Consider the following 16,959-nt stretch of genomic DNA (forward strand, 5'->3'; position numbering starts at 1 on the left):
CGGGTGAACCGCGAGGTGCGCGGCGGGCGGCTGAGCGGTCGCTTACGATTCGCGGGGGCGTGCTGGAAGGGATGCGTTGGTGGAGTCGACTGGATTGGATGAGCTGGACTTCCGATTGGTCACCGCCCTGCAGGTCGCGCCGCGGGCGCAATGGCAGCAGCTCGGCCGGGTGCTCGGCATCGACGGATCGACGGCGTCGCGGCGGTGGTCGCGGCTGGTCGAGCAGGGGCTGGCCTGGCTCACGTGCTATCCGCTCGCCATCGACGGGGTCCCGCCGCTGGTCGCGCACATCGAGGTGGACTGTGCGCCGGGCCGGGTGCACGAGGTCTCGGGCGAACTGGCGCTGGATTCGAATGTGCTCACCCTCGAACACGCCACCGGTGCGCGGGACCTGCTGGTGACGGCGGTGTTCTTCAGTCAGGAGTCGGCGGCGCGGTACATCGGCTTCCGGCTGGGCGGACTGGACGGGGTGGTGGCGACCCGGTCGCAGCTGGCGACCAATCAGTTCGTCGAGGCCAGCCGCTGGCGGCTGGATCGAGCGAGCCGGTCCTACGCCGACCAGCTGGGCGTACCGCGCCGCACACCGGGTTTCGGCTCCATTCGCGCCGAGGATCTGAGCCTGGTGACGGCGCTCGCCGAGGATTGCCGGCAATCGGTGACCGCGCTGGCCGAACGTCTCGGCACGAGTCCGGCCACGGTGCATCGGCGGCTCGCCCGGCTGGAGGCCGATCACGCCATCGCCTACCGCTGCGAGGTGGCGCGCTTCGCCTCGGGCTGGCCGTTGACGGTGACCTTCTGGGGTGCGGCGCCGTTGCCGCGAATCCCCGAGATCGGTTCCCGCATAGCCGGATTGCGGGAGACCCGGATGTGCTGCTCGCTCACCGGGCCGCGCAATCTGGTCTTCACCGTATGGCTGCGGGCCATGGCCGAGGTGAGCGAGTTCGAGATGCGGTTGCAGGACCTCGTGCCCGAGCTGGAGATCGCCGATCGGGCCATCACGCTGTGGGTCATGAAGATCGGCGGGCATCTGCTCGACCCGGCCGGCCGCCATCTCGGCGGGGTGCCGCTCGGTGAATGGCACGGCGAGACCGCGGCGGCCGATGAGACCGCACTCGTCGACCGGCTGCGCGCCGCGGTCGCGACCGGTGCGGGTCACCGGCCGCGACCGATCCGAACCTAGTGGCCCACACCGAGTTCCGCGCGGGCGGCCGTCACCAGGGCGGTGGCGGCGGGCGGCAGCGCCCGGTCCGGGTCGGGTGCGAAGCGCGGGGAGTGGTTGGCCGGGAAGCGCGGCGGGAGGGTGTGCTCGGTCAGCATGAGCTCGATGTCCTCCGGCGTGAACCGCGCCGGATCCACGCCGCCGATGTGCCAGAACACCGAGGGGCAACCCGCCGCCGTGCCGAACAGGCCGAAATCCTCACTGCCATTGAACGGATTGGCCAGCGGCATGGTCGGCACCCCGCCCGCGTTCAGCTCCGCCATGACCCGCTCGGTGTCCCCGGCGGTATTGACGGTGACCGGGAAGCTGTCGTACACATCGATTTTCGGATCCACCGGCGCTCCCGCCGCAGCGGCCTCGGCGACGGTGATCCGCTCGATGGCATCCAGCATGCGCCGCCGTGTTCCGGACGAGAACGTGCGCAGCGTCAGCAGCAGCTCCGCGGTTTCGGCGATGATGTTCGGGCGCGTGCCGGCGTGCAGCGAACCGGGTGTGAGGATCGGATTGGCCGCAACCGAAGACTCCTGTGCGGCAAGGGTTTGCAACCGCAGCACCAGTGAAGCCGCCATGACGAGCGGATTGACCGCGGCATGGGGCATGGAGCCGTGCCCGCCGGAACCGGTGAGCAGCACGCGAATCGAGTCCGAGGCCGCCATGAGCGGACCGGCCTTGGTGACCGCCATACCCGCGGGCATGGGCCCCACATGCTGGCCGAGCACGATGCGCGGTGTGGGAAACCGTTCCAGCAGACCGTCGTCGAGCATGCCGCGCGCACCCGCGCCGGTCTCCTCGGCGGGCTGGAAGACCGCCACCACCGTGCCGGGGAGGGCGGTGTCCGCGGCCAGCCGGGCACAGGCGGCGAGCAGAGCGGTGACGTGGACGTCGTGACCGCAGGCGTGCATGACTCCGGAATTGCGTGAGGCGTACTCCAGATCGGTCTGCTCGTCCACCGGCAGCCCGTCCATATCGGCGCGCAACCAGATCACCGGCCCCGGGCCCGCGTGCAGCACGCCGACCACGCCGGTGCCGCCCACGCCCTCGGTCACCTCCCAGCCCGGCATGGCGCGCAGTTCCTCGGCCACCAGGCGGGCGGTGTCGAATTCCCGGCCGGACAGTTCGGGGTGCGCGTGCAACTGCCGGTACACCGACAGCCAGTGCGGATCGAGCGGGAGCGCCGCGGGGGTGGGCGCCGCCGCGTTCGAGGCGGGATCGGGATTCATACCGTTGGCTCCTTCGTGACGATCGGGGACTTGTGTGCGGACACCGCGATCCGGAAGGCTTCGGCGGACTGCGGTACGAGCGCCGCGGCGAGGATGGCCAGTACGGGGCCGACGGCCATCACCTCGAACGCGGTCGTATAGGAGACGTGATCGGTGATCACGCCGAAGAGCAGCGGACTGAGCACCCCGGCCAGCTGGCTGCCGAGAACGATCACGCCCGCCGCGACGCCCATGAACGCACTGGGCAAGGCGCGCAAGGGAATCGCGAACGCGGGCATATAACACAGCGATGCCACGAAGCCCAGCACCGCGGACAGCGTCATGAACACTGCGAACGAATCCACCCGGGGCAGCAGGAACAACGCCCCCGCGACCACGGTCATGGCGGGCACCACGATCAGGCGCGGCCGTCCGCCCAGCCGGTCCGACAGCCGCGCTCCGGTGACCACGCCGACCGCCGCCGCCACCGTGCCCGGCATGGAAGCCACTGCGATCGAACTCATCTCGATGCCGCGTACCTCGTGCAGATAGGTCGGCGTCCACGCGGTCACGCCCCACACCAGCACCCCGTACCCGAAGAACATCAGCGCGTGGCCCAGCAGTGCGGGCGAGCGCAGCACCGCCCGGCGCGCCGCCGCATCCACCGTATCGCCCGACGGAATATCCTGCTGCGCAATCGGTTCGGGCATCCACCGCCGCCACGCCAGGATCACCGCGAGGCCGAGCACCGAGATCACCGCGAACATCACCCGCCAGCCCACCGCCGGCAGCAGCGCCCCGGCGATCGCCGAAGCCAGCAGAATGCCCACCGCATTCGAGGAATTGACCCAGCCGCCGGCCGTGGTGCGCTGTTCGGGCCGACTGCGCTCGGCCAGCGCCTTGAGCGCCGCCGCCGGAAACACGCCCTGCACCAGGCCGAACAGGAACCGCAATGCCAGCAGCGCCGTGAACGACCACGCCAGCGCCGTCAGCCCCGTGAACACCGACCAGGCCGCCATCCCGGCGACCGCGATGGTCAACGCCCCGAATCGATCCGCGAGCAGCCCACCCGGCACCTGCATCCCCGCATAGGCGAGAAAGAACGCCGACACCAGCATCCCCTGCTGCGTATGGTCGAGCCCCAGATCGTCGCCGATATAAGGCAATGCGAAATTGATGACCGCACGGTCGATGTAATCGACGACCCACGCCGCGAACAGCAGCACGACAGTCGTCCGGGTGGTGCGCAGCATCGACTGTCGAACCCTTTCCTCAGCGAACCTCGATGACCGCCACCCTGACCGCGATACCCGCAAGGCCGGTCAACTTGCCGAAGATTCCTCATGCTGCCGCCGGAAACGCAGAAATCCTGCACAGGAGCGCCGCAGACGCCGATTGTCATCGCAGCGGCACGGCAACCCGCCCCGGGCATCGAGACCGCCATTCGCGGGCCTGATCGTGGCGGCCGCGCCGATTGCGCACGCCCGGTGCGCGAATGCACTGTGGCGTTTGCTGGATAGTTACGACGATGTGATTCCGGCGGACGGTCGCCAGGGGAACCGGACGAATCCGGTGCTCGGCGGCATTGGCCGCCGAGATGTGAAACGTCGTGCGCGAGGGGGGACTTGAACCCCTGACCACGGCATCTGTGCTGCAACGGAGTGTTCGAGTAGATCGAATTCGCTCGACCAAATCGAATACTAGTGGTTCCCGTCCGCCATCGGAAGGCGCAGCTATGGATGGGACTGCCCCGAGTTCGGTTGACTCGCGGGGTGTGGTGGTTCAGGCCGCGAGTGTGCGGGCTGATTGATTGTCTCAAATTCGATCGGTGTCAGGCGGCCGAGGCGGCGTTGCCGTCGACGGCGGTGGTAGGTCCGTTCGATCCAGATGACGATGGCCAGGCGCAGCTCCTCGCGGGTCGACCAGTGCCGGCGGTCGAGGACGTTACGTTGCAACAGCGCGAAGAACGACTCCATCGCGGCGTTGTCACCACACGCTCCGACTCGCCCCATCGATCCTCGTAATCCGTTGGCCGACAACGCATGCACGAATCGGCGAGATCGAAATTGACTGCCTCTGTCGGAGTGGACCACGGTGCCGACCGGTGAACGAATCGCGACTGCGTTGCGCAGCGCCGCGACCGCCAGGGCGGCGGTCATGCGCTCGTCGATCGAATAGCCGACGATCCGGTTGGAAAAGCAGTCCTTGATCGCGCAAAGATAGAGCTTCCCTTCTCCGGTTCGGTGTTCAGTGATGTCCGTGAGCCACAACCGATTTGGGGTTGCTGCGGTGAACTCGCGAGCGACGAGATCGTCATGGACGGGTGGACCCGCGCGTCTGCTGAGGCCGCGTTTGCGGGCGAACACCGACCAGATCCGTTGCTGCGAGCACAGGCGCTGCACCCGATTCTCACCCGCATGGATGCCGCGGTCGCCGAGCTCGTCGGCGATGAAGCGGTAGCCGAACGCGGGGTCGTCGGCATGGATGTCGAGAGCTGCGTCGATCAGGTGGGCATCGTCCCAATCGCGCTGCGAGACAGGGGTTTTCTTCCACTTGTAGAACGCCTGTGGAGTGAATCCGAGCACCCGGCGGATCACCGCGACAGGAAATCCGTCGGCGGCCAGTTCGAGGACCAGCGGGAACCTCATTTTGGGGGCAGTTCGCGGGCGAAGAACGCTGCGGCCCGGCGCAGGATCTCGTTCTCCTGTTCCAGCTGCTTGGTGCGTTTACGCAGCTCACGCAGCTCCGCGGACTCTTCCCGTGTCAGGCCGGGCTTGTTCCCGTCCTCGACGTCGGCTTGTTTGAGCCAGTTGTGCAGGCACGCTTCGGAGATCCCGAAATCCTTGGCGACCTGCTTGATCGGTGCGTTGCCCTTGCGGGCGACCGCGACGACATCGCGGCGGAACTCCTCCGGATACGGCTTCGGCATGGTGGACATCGCTCTCAGCGAGGAGCAAGTCCGCACAGATCAGGAATCAACCGAACCGGGGGCAGTCCCGTCATTGACGGAGTGCACAGGGTACGGGCTGCACAATCCAGTGGTGCAACTGTCATTGATGCGGTCTACTTCGACGGCGACGAATCTCAAGCCTTCCTGCTGTCAGTGCGATTGAACAGCGCTCACGGGCTACCACTGTCGCTGTCCGACAAGAAGGCTGCTGCACTGCGGATACTCTCTGACTACCCGGAGTGGTCGGACCGCAGACTGGCTGAGGTCGTGAATCTTTCCGATAAGACGATCGCGGCGATTCGACGAAGGGCAGGTGCGGAACTTCCGCACCATCCCGACCAACGAATCGGTCGGGATGGTGTGGCATACCCGGCAGCGCGAAAGGGTGAGGGCCGACAATGGGCACTGGAGCTCGTTCAAGCCAATCCTGCAGCATCGGCCCGCGAGGTCGCTTCGATTGCGGGAGTTTCACTCACAACGGCCAAGAACGTTCTTCGAGGCGTACGGGACGCAGGTTCCGGACCCACGTGCAAAGAGCGAGATATGGTGCCGGCCGAGAAGACCCGTGTGATCAGAATCGAGGGAACACTGCCGGCAGTGGCACCCGATACCCTGATCCAGCGACTGCGCTCGGATCCGTCGTTACGACTAACCGAGCTTGGTCGGGTTCTGCTCCGAACTATGGACGGGGCGCCGGCAGATCCCGTGACCTGGAAGGCCGTGGCTGAGAGCCTTCCGGCGCATTGCTTGCCCATCGTCGCCGAGCTCGCCAACCACTTCGCCCACAACTGGGGGAATTTCGCCGTGTCGATCAAAGGGCGCCTTGAAGGTCTTGAGCACTCCTCGTGACACCGCCGAGCCGCTGTTCAAGGGCGACACCGAGTCCGGCTCGGTGGAGGGAGTGCGATTGCGCCGCCACGGCGGTGGCTGGTGGTGACCAATTGTTCGGGCGCGCTCATGCGCACCGGCACCGACGGCCCGCTGTTGCTCATCGCGCAGATTCACGTTCTCGGGTATTCCGACGAGCCGGATCCGGTGGCGGCCTCCGACACCGGGCATCCGGGTCTCGACGATCCGGCATACCCTCGTCATCCCGTGAAGTGACGCACTAGCCACGACGCTCGCTCGCATACAGCTTCGTGAGAGCGGTGCCTGCCGCGACAAATACGGCGTGCCGCCCGGCAAACTGCGACAACGGGGGTACGTACAGCTGAGACGCCACCGGACAGGGCACAGGGGCCGGGTTGTCCGGTGGCGGTGGGATTCAGCCTCGTTGCGGATCGTGGCAGCGGGCGTCCCAGGCGGCGGGCAGATCCTCGGAAAGCACGGGCGCGGCGAGTGTTTCATCGTCGAAGCCGAAGGCGTCGAGCAGGGCGGGTAGGTGCTGGGCGAGGGTGTCGATGGCGCGGTGCAGGTGCTGCTTGGTGGCGTTCACCGCGGCGAGGTCGAGCAGGCCGTGGGTGAGGTACCACGTCATGTGCTGGTCGAGGTAGGCCAATGCGAATACCTCACGCACGGCGGCTATCTCGGGGTGATCGGTGTACCGGTTCAGGACCTGCAGGGCTGCTTCGGCGGAGTAGGCCTCGGCGAGGGCGAGCGCTTCGGGGATGACTGCCAGGCGGCCGGGGAGTCCGGGTGTCGTCAGGTATTGCTGGGTTTCGTCGACGATCGTCAGGGTGCGTGCGGTGAACAGGTTCAGCTGGTCGTCCAGGTCGGCGGGGTCGTGGTCCCGGCCTTCGGGTGGCTGTTTGCCGGCGAGGTGTTTGGCCAAGACGCGTCCGGCGTAGGAGCCCAGGACGTGGCAGTCGCCTTCGCCGGTGATCCCGCCGTGGCAGACTCCGAGGTAGTCGGCGACGCGGTTGGCGCTGAACATTCCTTGCGCGCCCATCCGAATGCGGCAGTGGGTCACCGTGTCCAGGGCGTGCAGCTGGATGTAGTGCTTGGCCAGCATCACCGCTACGACGGTGTCGTGGCTGGTGAGGTCGCTGCCCGCGAGCAGTGTTTTCACCGAGTTGCCGTAGAGGGTGCGGGCGATGGTGCCGGCCAGGTCGGTGAGCAGGGTGTCGCGCACGTGGGGCAGCTCAGTCATGAACGGAGTGTCCGAGCGGGTCAGTGGCACCACTCGTTTGGCGGCGTAGCGCAGTGCGATGTAGAGCGAGGCGCGGGCGGTGGAGTTGAGGGCGGAGGCGAGCGCGAGCCGCCCGACCGTGAGCTGGCTGGTCGCCGAGGCGAACCCCCTTCGTCGGCTGTCCTCGTCGCGCCAGGTCAATACGCCGTGGTCGTCGATGGTGGCGAGGTCGTTGCTCAACCAGGCGCTGCGGTCGAGTTCGAGGTTGTCGAAGCTGATGACGGAGTTGTCCATGATGACCAGCGGTTGATGGTCGAGTTGTGTGATCGTCACGCCGGGCGCGGGTGCACCGTCGGGGCCGCGTAGCCGGGCCGCGAACAGGTGCACCCCCTGATCGATGCCCGCGGCGTCGATCAGGCGGGCGCCGACCACGCAGACCCGTGCCACGGGGATTCCGAGGCTGGGCATGAATTTGCGGGCCCGCGGGTTCGGGGTGTCGATGGTGAATCCGTCGCCGTTCCAGGTCGCGCGGGTCTGCATGTACTGGATGTTGGAGCCGCATCCGTATTCGGTCAGCAGCATGACCCCGATGCTGGAGCCGTCGTCGAGGTCGTCCAGATACGGTGCGGCCGACTCGGAATCGGTGAGGGTGGACAGGCTGCCGGAGGCCAGGTTGTAGTGCCCGGAAATCAGCGGCACCAGGTCTGTGGCAAGCACCGCCGACCAGTCGAACACTGCGAACAGCCGGGGCAGGTCGGTGGCGATGTCGCGGGTGCTGCCGACTTCGGCGAGCAGGTTGCCCAGCTGGTCGTAGGCGTTCTGGCGGCGTTGTTGCTGGCTGTGGGTCTCGGTGACGGCGTAGGCCGGGTTGATCAGGATCTTCTGTAAATGCTGGTCGAACTCGAGGCTGCCGTGGCGGAGAACACCGGCCAATGAGCTGTGGTCCTGGTGCTGTTGCATGATCCATCTCCTACTCATGTGATCGGCCCTACCGGCAAAGAGGTCCGCCGTGGGCATAGGAGGCCATCGCCGTGCCTGGACGCGTCGAGGTCCGACGGGTGCCACGTGGTTACGCGGACACCGCGACGGGACCGGAACAAAGAGCCGGGCGATTACCTATCAGAAGTTCGACGCACCACTCACCTTCACTCGACATCCGGCCACGAGAGCCGGGACGCCGCGCGCGACCGAATCGCGGTGGTGGGCAGGGTGATCGGGTCGCATGAGCAGGCCCGAAACGAGAGGCCGCTGTGCGATCACGGTCGCATTTACGCCCGTGATGCGCTGCCGCCTTGTCGAGTTCGGTCCGCAAGTCACGAATTGTAGTGTTACACAATTTGTGTGGGTGTGCGTGAGGATCCTGCACAGTGTATGCCGAGGGTGTGCCAGGGCTATATTGTCCGACCGGGCCTTATTCTCGGGGCGGTGCTGGTATGGGGCGAGGTTACGGCGTGGGAAAGCGGTGGCGCGGAGGCGGAAAGGTCACGGGCAACGCGGTCAGCGCGCGGTGGAATCCGCCGGGCCGCCACACCAGGTCCTGTTGCGGGACCGCGAGGGTGAGGTCGGGCAGGTAGTCGAACAGCTGGTCGATTACCTCCTGCGCGAGCACCCGCACGTAGGGGCGGACGTGCGCGGGGCAGGCGTGTTCGCCTGAGCTAAAGGCGAGGTTCCATCCGTTGTCGACGCTGATGCCCACGCCGCTGGTCAGTGCGGGGTCGGTGTTGCAGGCGGTCATGCTGATGATGACAGGCTCGTGCGGGGGCAGCCATTCGCCGTCGACCACCACCGGTCGCGGGGGGTAGGTGATGCAGAAGTTGGCCATGGGCGGGTCTGTCGCCAGCCGCTCGTCGATGGCGGTGCCGGTCGAGAGGGGCAGTTCGTCGGTGGCGCTGAGGAAGCGGCTGTCGGTCAGAAGCAGCAGCAGGGTGTTGGCGATGAGGTTCACCGAAGGTTCGATGCCGCCGGCGAAGAGCAACACCAGTTGATGGATCATCTCCTCGTCGGTCAGCGCGGCACTGTGCTGGACCAGTCGTGTGGTGACGTCCTCGCCCGGGTGGGCGCGTTTGAGCGCAGTCAGATCGAGCAGGGCCGCACCCATTTGGGCGTTGACCGTCGCGGTGTCCACCCCGTCGAACATGGCGGCTTGAGCGGCCGCGACCCGCTCGCCGATATCGGGTGGGCAGCCCAAGGTTTCGCAGAAGACCGTGAAGACCATCGGCAGGGCGTATTGGCTGAGGATGTCGGCGTGGCCTTTGGGGGCGAATTCGTTGATGATGGGGGCCGCGCAGCGTTCGATGGTGGACCGCACCGTGTACAGGTCGACGCCGAGCAGAGCATCCGACACAACTTGGCGGTACCGCGCGTGCTCGTGTCCGCTGGTGCGCAGGGCGTTGGGCCGGTACTCGAGCATGGGCATGATGGGGATGTCGGCGGGCACGGTCTTTTGCCACTGTCGCGGGTCTGCCGGGAAATGGCTGGGGTCGTTGAGGATTCGCACCGCGGTCGCGTAGTTGATGACCAGCGTCGCGGGTACTCCCGGCCACATCTCGACGGGTACCAGCGATCTGTACTCGCTGCGCATCCGCTGGTAGTGGCCGTGCGGGTCAGCGGCGAATTCGGGACTGTAGATCGGAACTCGCGCGTTTTGGGGCGGCCTCGCGCCGAGGGGTGCACCCTGATGCGCGTGCTGCAGATCCACGTGACTCTCCTCGTGTATGCCGTGAAAGTGGTTGCGGCAAAATATAACCCAGACCTCCGATGTTGTAGGTCGGGAAGAGATCGGCGTGCACATCGGAGGCCGTGGGGCTCAGGACCCGAGGTACACCGGCAGACTGTCGTGGCCGTTGGAGATGAACGAGCTGGTGGGGGTTTCCGGTAGTAACCGTGCGAAAAACAACGTCAATGGCTTGACCGGCGTCGATGTCGGGCTTGCGGTTCGTGCTGCGGTGCATGGCGATTGGTGCTTGGCCTGGCTGCGGATGAGGTTGGTCGGTGTGCTGGAGGTCGGGTTTCGTGGCGATTCAGGTGTTCGCGGACGAGGAGTTGGCGCGTCTGCGAGGGTTTCCGGATATCAGCCGCGAGGTGTTGTTTCGGTACTTCACGCTTACCCCGGCCGATATCGCGTTCCTCACTCCGGGCCGCGGCCGTGGCCCGGCCGAGCAGCTGGGCATGTCGGTGGCGCTGTGTGTGCTGCCGTGGTTGGGGTTCGTTCCGGACAAGGTGGCCGCCGCGCCGCCGGTGGCGGTAGCTCGTCTGGCCGAACAGCTGAATGTCGATGCGTCGCTGATCCGTTCGTACGGGAAGCGGGCGCAGACGCGTACCGAGCATCTGCGGTTGGTGGCGCAGTATCTGGGCTGGTGGTCGGCGAGCGCGATGGAGCTGAAGTAGCTGGACGAGTTCCTGTTGGCGCGGGCGATGGAGCATGATTCGCCGACGCTGTTGTTCCGGCCGGGATGTGAATACTTGCTCTCGGTGCGGGTGATCCGGCCCAGCCCCGACACTGTCGTTCGTCGCGTGGTGCATGCCCGTGAACAGGCACAACGCGAGACATATGACCGGCTCGCCCACGAGTTGACTCCTGCGCGGTGTGCGGAGTTGGACGGGCTGCTGGTCACCGATGCGTCGGTCCGGCTGTCGAGGTTGCGGTGGTTGTCGACCAGCCCGGTGGAGGCGTCGGCGGCTGCGGTGCGCAACGAGGTCGAGAGGCTGGGGTTTGTGCGTGGCCTGGGGGCGGACACTCTGGATCTGTCGGTGCTTCCGGCCGAGCGCCGCCGGTTTCTGGCGACGCTCGGTCGCTGTCTGACCGGTCAGGCGCTGGAGCGGCGGGATCCGGAGCGCCGGTATCCGATCTTGTTGACGATGCTGGCGCAATCGGCCGCCGATGTGCTCGATGAGGTGGTGGCATTGTTCGACCAGTCGCTGTCGGCGAAGCTCAGCGCCGCTGAGAACCGGATGCTCGCCCAACTGGTCGAAATCCAGACCGAGTAACTGCTGGCCCTCGGAGTCCCACGCCAGCCGATCTTCATCGACAAAGGGTTCTCCGGCACCACGCGCAAGAATCGCACCGGCCTGGACAACGCGCTCACCGCGGCCACCTCCGCAGCTGCCGCGGTCACGAACCGCCAAGTCGTGCTGGCCACAACGAAGTTCGACCGGTTCGCCCGCAACATGGCCGAGGTCGGCGAAATCCTCACCGGCCTGCGCGAGCGCGACGTGCTGTTTGGGCTCGGCAGCCAGGTCTACGACTGGGCCGACCCGTTCGGCAAGCTGATCCTGCAAACCCTCGCGATGGTCGCCGAATTCGAGGCCAACCTAGGCCATCTGCGCGCCCGTGAAGGCATGGCCAAGGCCCGCGCGAAGGCCGACTGAAGGGCAAACAGCCGAAACTTCCACTGGCAGAACGGAAAACGATCCACCGCCGCTACCGCGACCCGGACGACGATGCGAGCCTTGCCGACTTCGCCGAGGAATACAGCGTCGGCCGCTCCACCATTCACCGCATCATCAGTGGACCCGCACCGCGGACGTAGCCCTCCATCAATCCGGAACCGGCAACGCGCCATCACTGCTGGTCAAGCGATTGACGTTGTTCTCTTCACGATTACTACCGGTACCCCCCGTCTGGTGTGGCCGGTGTCGATGGTGGAGAAGATCGAGGCAGAGGTGCTCGCCCCAGCCGCCGCCGTGGTGCTGCGCGCGTTCAGCAACTGGGACTACGTAAGGGATATCGGGCAGACCCGCTGGTGGATCGACGCGCAATTCGAGTGGCCGCTCACCCCCGAAGGTCGTGCCGCCGTCGAGGATCGCGTGCCACGACGGTCCACGCAGTCCCGAAGCTAGTCGCACCCTGGACGCTGCCGGAACTGCCCGAGCTCCCAGCTCGAGCGGTCTACGACGACGCCACTTGACTAACGAATCGGTCCCCGGTCCTCTGCGCTGGGGAATGGGGCCGATCGGTGATTGCGCATTTCCAGTTCTTGTTGGCGCTCGTCGCGTCTGTGGATGTGGGTTCGGCTGGCGAGCCCATTTGCGGTTCTGCGGATGAAGAGAGATCCGAGGTCAGCAATTCCATCGCGGAAACAACTGGCCTTGAACAAGACTGGGCTTGCAGGTGTCCAGGTTGCGCACTCGTTCGTTGTTGGCACTGAGAGTTTCCCGGAGTTCTTTAGTCGCAGCGTCGTCGACGGTCGACATCTCGTAACTGACGACGGCCCGCAGCTGATTCCGACGATCGTGCTGTTGTTCGCGGTGGACATCAAAATCGCTGGCAGCCCGTCGCTTCTGGTGTCGCTGCCGACCATGCTGGTCGCGTTCGCCCGCTACAGCCGCGACCAAAGCTCCCAGGTCGTGCGCGCCAACACGCGCTTCGTGTTCACGATGGCGGCGGGTTCGATCGTCGGCACTGTGCTCGGCGGGCTGCTGCTCGGAATCGTGCCCGGTTTCGCGCTGATCCCGGCTCTCGCCGTCCTGCTCCTGATCTCCGCGGTCAAGGTCTGGCGTCATCAGTTGGCGGTGACCGACGCCCGCATTCGCGAACAACTGGACGCCCGCCCCGTGCCGGTGGGCAGATGTTGATCGCGCCGATTTGGGCGGAGGCATCATGCCGAAATTCACGCCGATCGACGACGCCGACATGCCCACCGCGCCGAGATTCGCGCCGAAACCGCGCTGCGCGCTCAGAGCCAGAGACTCGCACCTATCGGCCGGGTAAATGCGGGACGAGCGGGCTTGCCAGCCGGGTGAGCTCGGCGCAGAGCGCATGTCGGCGGCCGATCTCGTTCGTCGTCGCCTCGAGCAGGATCACACCGACTGTGCGACCGTTGCCGTTGACGGCTTGTGGGGCGTCGAGGGCGAGGTCGCAGAAGTGCTCGCTGCCGCTGGCCCAGTGCAGCAGCACGGCGCGGCGGCCGTTCACGGTGACCGGCTCGGGGTTCGTGTACTGCTCAGGGTCGTAGAAGGCGCTGTCGAACGCAGCGGCCCTGGACACGATCGAGACCGAGTACCAGTCGCCGCGCCAGGAACAGCTGCGTTCGTGATCTGCGGTGGCGTAACGGTTCTCGGTTGCCGGATCCAGTCCGGCATCGGCGATGGCGGATTCAGGGAGGACACACGGATCCCAGACCGACACAGTCGGAGCGGTTGTGGGCGCGCCGGTGGTGGGCGATGTGAACCGCGTGAATTCGTCGAATGTGTTCTGCGGCAGCGTTGCTGGAAGATCTCGGGCGAGAACGGCGGTGATCGATTCGACGCCCGACCTAAGGTCCTCGCGCAGGTGATCGCGTCGTCGCCGACTCCGGTCAGCGGCGCCGGCGCGCTGTCACCGCTGGTCGGGGTGAACCGGTCGGCCAAGGATGTGGTGGTCGCGCCGGTTCCGGCGATCGGTGCGTTGATCGTGAGAGAGATCAGCGCCACGCGGGACATGGGCCCGGTGGCAGGCATGGCGGGGCCTGCTGGCACCGGGTCGTCGAAGGTGATGATGCACGTCAGTCCGGCCGTGACCTCGCTGCCGGAGGCATACTAGGTATGCAGCCGCGCATCCGAGGTGGGCAGGGTACCTGCGAATCGGCGCAGCACGTCCCTGGTCGACGGCTCCAGTTCGGCGCACGAGGAAGGCAACGCCGAGAACGCGACATCGGGTTCGGGTCCGATGTATTCGGACCCACGAGCGCAGCCCGCCCCGAAGACGGCCAGGCACACGAGCAACAAGGACAGTGACACCCGACCGAACACGATCAACAACTACCACACTGGGTCCGGAACTCTCTGATCGCAGAGCCTGCCCGCGACCCGGCCAACGGCACGTCCGGCTGTAATTTATGGGGCGGCAGAAGCAATCGGCGGCCTCGGTCGAAATCCCGTGATGGACAACCGATGGACCGAGGTGATTTCGATGTCTGGTGTCCGCGCCTCAGTACGTTCTGAGTCCTCCGCCTTTAGGGTTCAGCATCGACTCGTGGGTCAGTCGTTCAACGGAACCGAATTCCAGGACTCTGTGCCCGGTATACCACACCACGGACTGCACCACCTGCCGGTCTTTGAGGAAGACGTAGTATCCGTAAGGCGCCGGATCGGAATTGTTCTGGGGTGGTAATCCCCTCCAACAGGTACCCGGTGGAGTCTGGGCGCTCTTGTTCATCCGGTCATCCTCCCTGGCCGTAGAAGCGTCGATCACCGTGTCCCAGTCATCGGACCATCCGGCCGCGCGTGTGACCTCGCCGAGGCTGATGGCTTGCTCCCCGTTCCCAGCCGTTTTGAGCGCCGCCGTCAGCGCCTCGCTCGAGCCGAGCGGCTGCGGTTCCCTGTCGAGGCGGATTTCGGATTGACACGTTTTCGCGGCGGTTTTTTCCGGTTTGGCAGCACATCCCGCCAACAGCGGAACCATCAGGATGCCGACGACGATCGTGGCTGATCTCATTTACCTCGTACTCACTTTCCCGGGAGTGGGATATCGACGGCCGGAGGACTTGTGATCTGGTCCCAGGCAACGGTATTGCTGAAGGCGATCTGGGCTGGCGCGTCGGGTCCGTTGGGGCTGTGGATGACGATGGCATCGCCCCTGTCGATCGCAGCGATGACTGCTGATTGCAGGTCCTCCGGCGATGCGTTCATGTTCGCCAGACCGATCTGACGGCCGACTTCATTGTTCTTGAGGTCCATCGCCTCACGTTGCGGACCGTTTCCACCGACCGTTTCATGGGCACTGGCGTACCGCTCCGCCCACTCGGGACCAAACTCCTGTGTCATACGCGCATTCCAAAAGGCGTGCCGAGCCGCGTCCGCGTGACCGTCATTCTTCGAGTCTTCATATACCGCGGTGTACTTGTTGTCCTTCCCGAACGCCTCCGCTTCCTCCTTGATGTTGTTGAACTTCTGGTAGTTGAGTGGATTGCCGCCGTGGAGTGGGTTGCAGAGATCGTCCATCGCAGCCTTTTCCTCGACTGTCATCTCCACCGGCTGCATGTCGGGAAACTTCAACCTGAGCAGTTCCAGCAGGGCCGAGTCGGGCCAGACCACGATCTCGGACTTCGTCGTATCCACCTGGTAGTTCAGGAGAATATCCTTGAGCGCGGCGTTGTCCGGTATGCCGGCCAGCACCAGCTTGACATTCTCGGGCACGTGCTCGAGTTGCGTGGCCAGGTTGCGCGCGCCGACCTTGTCGGTTTCCTGCACATCCCAGAACGCCTGCTTGAGATCCGCACTCAATCGGAGACAGTCGGCGGTCTTCCACCCAACGGAAGCCGGGTTTCCCCAGTTCTTTTTGATCGTCTCCCAGTTCGAATCGTATGACTGCACGTCACCGGTCTCGTCATCGTAGAAGAGGTTCCACTCCGATTCCTTGATCTCGTCGACAACCGACTGCAAACTCTTGATATCGGATTGCAATTCGGTGGCCGTGGCGTCGATCTGCCGATGAATGGCGTCGAGGACGTCACCAGACGCAACCGCCTCGTTCTTCAACTTGATCGACATGGTGCGGGCCGCAGCACCGGCGGCCTCACCGAAGTAGGATTCGGACCCCTGAATAGCCTTGTCGGCATTAATGGATTCAGCCTCAAGGGTAATGCCGGCATTCATCGCCTGCGCACCCGCGAAGCGCGCCGAATCGAGCTTCCACCCGAGCACCGTGGAGATCGTGATCTTCTCACCACTCACTTTATCCCCTGGAATCCGGCCACGTTTGTCTCTTCCATCGTATCGACAGCGCCTGCCGCAGCATCTGTCTGATCCGCGAACTGGGTAAGCCGGCCTTGATGGAGGGTTACCACGCGGTCCATTGCCTCGAGTACCGTTCTGATGTTGGTGGCGAAGGCTGAGAATGGCATCGCGGGACCAGCCGCGTTGCGGTCGTTTTCACCGATCGGGGCCAGCTTGCCGATCGCACTGCAGCGGGTGCGCGTATCGGTCGCGAGCGCGCGCATCTTTTCCGGATCAAAGGCAACCATGTCTACACCCCACCAACAGCTTTCGCTTCACGAGTCCCCCATCACCGGTCACAACGCTGCCGAATAGTAGCGGTCGCCATGAACGGCGGACAAGCCGATGCACGTTGCCGGGGTACAGTGCTGAGCAGTCGGGGGGAAGACGTCCCGGCATGGACGATCCGGGATGAAGGGGTGCGAAGCACGTGGACCAGCGTCGCGCACGGGCCGAACAGATCGACAAGGCCATCGGGGAAGTGCGAGCCCAGGCTCGCGCCACGGACCGCACCATGGCGATCGAGGTGGACGCCTACGGGCAGATCACCCAGATCAGGCTGTCGCCGCACGCCGTTGCAGAGGGAACAGAACGGCTCGAGCGGACCATCATCGAGCAGTACAAGGCGGCGCGAGCCGACGCAGAAGCGCAGGCACACAAAGTATATGAACAGATCCTCCAGGACGAGAAGAAGGACGCCGCACTGGCGACGCCGCACTCCGAATGGGCCGATCAGGACGACGTTCAGCCGGTCAGGCTCTGGGCCAACACACGCTGATGAACCGAGCGTTGGAACGCTTCTCAGCTGTACGGATCGATCCGATCCTGC

General features: G+C 65.4%; 17 protein-coding genes and 1 pseudogene. 9 read left to right on the top strand and 9 right to left on the bottom strand.

Going from position 1 to position 16,959, the window contains the following annotated elements; all coding sequences use genetic code 11:
• Positions 1 to 79 precede the first annotated feature (79 nt).
• Positions 80 to 1,180, top strand: coding sequence for an Lrp/AsnC family transcriptional regulator (locus ACYQ5L_RS08415; RefSeq protein WP_459956833.1), 1,101 nt, complete (start codon positions 80 to 82; stop codon positions 1,178 to 1,180).
• Here ACYQ5L_RS08415 and ACYQ5L_RS08420 read toward each other — a convergent pair.
• From ACYQ5L_RS08420 to ACYQ5L_RS08430, 3 genes are all read right to left on the bottom strand, one after another.
• Entirely contained in the window at positions 1,177 to 2,439 is a 1,263-nt protein-coding gene (locus tag ACYQ5L_RS08420; protein ID WP_459956834.1) for an amidohydrolase, read from the bottom strand. The two genes, ACYQ5L_RS08415 and ACYQ5L_RS08420, sit on opposite strands and share 4 nt — an antisense overlap.
• Positions 2,436 to 3,671, bottom strand: a complete 1,236-nt coding sequence (locus tag ACYQ5L_RS08425; protein ID WP_459956835.1) for an MFS transporter — start codon at positions 3,669 to 3,671, stop codon at positions 2,436 to 2,438. The genes ACYQ5L_RS08420 and ACYQ5L_RS08425 overlap by 4 nt, the downstream gene beginning before the upstream one ends.
• 480 nt (positions 3,672 to 4,151) lie before the next feature.
• Positions 4,152 to 5,347, bottom strand: a protein-coding gene (locus ACYQ5L_RS08430) for an IS3 family transposase (protein WP_459963359.1) whose coding sequence is annotated in 2 segments (ribosomal slippage) — positions 4,152 to 5,074 and positions 5,074 to 5,347 — 1,197 coding nt in all. Because the reading frame shifts where the segments join, the coding sequence is not laid out codon by codon here.
• 81 nt (positions 5,348 to 5,428) lie between these two features.
• Here ACYQ5L_RS08430 and ACYQ5L_RS08435 point away from each other — a divergent pair.
• Entirely contained in the window at positions 5,429 to 6,217 is a 789-nt protein-coding gene (locus ACYQ5L_RS08435; protein ID WP_459956836.1) for a hypothetical protein, read from the top strand.
• An 84-nt stretch (positions 6,218 to 6,301) separates the two neighbouring features.
• Complete coding sequence (locus ACYQ5L_RS08440; RefSeq protein WP_459956837.1) at positions 6,302 to 6,472, top strand: hypothetical protein; 171 nt, start codon at positions 6,302 to 6,304, stop codon at positions 6,470 to 6,472.
• 160 nt (positions 6,473 to 6,632) lie between these two features.
• Here ACYQ5L_RS08440 and ACYQ5L_RS08445 read toward each other — a convergent pair whose 3' ends face one another.
• Together ACYQ5L_RS08445 and ACYQ5L_RS08450 are read right to left on the bottom strand one after the other, a co-directional pair.
• Positions 6,633 to 8,396 carry an acyl-CoA dehydrogenase family protein gene (locus tag ACYQ5L_RS08445; protein WP_459956838.1) on the bottom strand — a complete coding sequence of 588 codons (1,764 nt, stop codon included), beginning with the start codon at positions 8,394 to 8,396 and terminating at the stop codon, positions 6,633 to 6,635.
• Between the two features lie 484 nt (positions 8,397 to 8,880).
• On the bottom strand, positions 8,881 to 10,134 hold the full coding sequence (locus ACYQ5L_RS08450; RefSeq protein ID WP_459956839.1) for a cytochrome P450 family protein: 1,254 nt from the start codon (positions 10,132 to 10,134) through the stop codon (positions 8,881 to 8,883).
• Positions 10,135 to 10,448: 314 nt separating this feature from the next.
• Here ACYQ5L_RS08450 and ACYQ5L_RS08455 point away from each other — a divergent pair.
• The 4 genes and pseudogenes from ACYQ5L_RS08455 to ACYQ5L_RS08470 form a co-directional block, all read left to right on the top strand.
• Positions 10,449 to 11,408: pseudogene (locus tag ACYQ5L_RS08455) on the top strand (DUF4158 domain-containing protein); the annotation flags it as partial.
• A gap of 96 nt (positions 11,409 to 11,504) precedes the next feature.
• Positions 11,505 to 11,804: a recombinase family protein gene (locus ACYQ5L_RS08460; RefSeq protein ID WP_459963360.1), complete on the top strand. Its 300-nt coding sequence runs from the start codon at positions 11,505 to 11,507 to the stop codon at positions 11,802 to 11,804.
• Between the two features lie 255 nt (positions 11,805 to 12,059).
• A complete protein-coding gene (locus tag ACYQ5L_RS08465) occupies positions 12,060 to 12,275 on the top strand; it encodes a hypothetical protein (RefSeq protein WP_459956840.1) in 216 nt (71 codons plus the stop codon).
• A gap of 249 nt (positions 12,276 to 12,524) precedes the next feature.
• On the top strand, positions 12,525 to 13,010 hold the full coding sequence (locus ACYQ5L_RS08470) for a TSUP family transporter (protein ID WP_459956841.1): 486 nt from the start codon (positions 12,525 to 12,527) through the stop codon (positions 13,008 to 13,010).
• A gap of 121 nt (positions 13,011 to 13,131) precedes the next feature.
• Here the strand turns inward: ACYQ5L_RS08470 and ACYQ5L_RS08475 are convergent, their stop codons facing one another.
• Positions 13,132 to 13,707: a DUF3558 family protein gene (locus tag ACYQ5L_RS08475; RefSeq protein WP_459963361.1), complete on the bottom strand. Its 576-nt coding sequence runs from the start codon at positions 13,705 to 13,707 to the stop codon at positions 13,132 to 13,134.
• On the opposite strand from ACYQ5L_RS08475, the gene ACYQ5L_RS08480 reads away from it, so the two are divergent.
• On the top strand, positions 13,708 to 13,956 hold the full coding sequence (locus tag ACYQ5L_RS08480) for a hypothetical protein (protein WP_459956842.1): 249 nt from the start codon (positions 13,708 to 13,710) through the stop codon (positions 13,954 to 13,956). It begins immediately after the preceding gene.
• A gap of 387 nt (positions 13,957 to 14,343) precedes the next feature.
• Here ACYQ5L_RS08480 and ACYQ5L_RS08485 read toward each other — a convergent pair whose 3' ends face one another.
• Genes ACYQ5L_RS08485 through ACYQ5L_RS08495 form a run of 3 tightly spaced genes read right to left on the bottom strand, consistent with a single transcriptional unit; the run spans position 14,344 to position 16,378 of the window.
• Complete coding sequence (locus ACYQ5L_RS08485) at positions 14,344 to 14,850, bottom strand: hypothetical protein (RefSeq protein WP_459956843.1); 507 nt, start codon at positions 14,848 to 14,850, stop codon at positions 14,344 to 14,346.
• An 11-nt stretch (positions 14,851 to 14,861) separates the two neighbouring features.
• Entirely contained in the window at positions 14,862 to 16,088 is a 1,227-nt protein-coding gene (locus ACYQ5L_RS08490) for a DUF6973 domain-containing protein (protein WP_459956844.1), read from the bottom strand.
• On the bottom strand, positions 16,085 to 16,378 hold the full coding sequence (locus ACYQ5L_RS08495) for a hypothetical protein (RefSeq protein WP_459956845.1): 294 nt from the start codon (positions 16,376 to 16,378) through the stop codon (positions 16,085 to 16,087). The genes ACYQ5L_RS08490 and ACYQ5L_RS08495 overlap by 4 nt, the downstream gene beginning before the upstream one ends.
• Positions 16,379 to 16,560: 182 nt before the next feature.
• Here ACYQ5L_RS08495 and ACYQ5L_RS08500 point away from each other — a divergent pair, with 182 nt between their 5' ends.
• Entirely contained in the window at positions 16,561 to 16,908 is a 348-nt protein-coding gene (locus ACYQ5L_RS08500) for a YbaB/EbfC family nucleoid-associated protein (protein WP_459956846.1), read from the top strand.
• Positions 16,909 to 16,959 lie beyond the last annotated feature (51 nt).

It is taken from the genome of Nocardia sp. IFM 10818 (genome assembly GCF_054655275.1).

Bases quoted from the DNA above. Each gene is read 5' to 3' on its own strand.
- ACYQ5L_RS08420 (WP_459956834.1), bottom strand. From the start codon at position 2,439: ATGAATCCCGATCCCGCCTCGAACGCGGCGGCGCCCACCCCCGCGGCG.
- ACYQ5L_RS08425 (WP_459956835.1), bottom strand. From the start codon at position 3,671: ATGCTGCGCACCACCCGGACGACTGTCGTGCTGCTGTTCGCGGCGTGG.
- ACYQ5L_RS08445 (WP_459956838.1), bottom strand. From the start codon at position 8,396: ATGCAACAGCACCAGGACCACAGCTCATTGGCCGGTGTTCTCCGCCAC.
- ACYQ5L_RS08485 (WP_459956843.1), bottom strand. From the start codon at position 14,850: ATGAGATCAGCCACGATCGTCGTCGGCATCCTGATGGTTCCGCTGTTG.
- ACYQ5L_RS08495 (WP_459956845.1), bottom strand. From the start codon at position 16,378: ATGGTTGCCTTTGATCCGGAAAAGATGCGCGCGCTCGCGACCGATACG.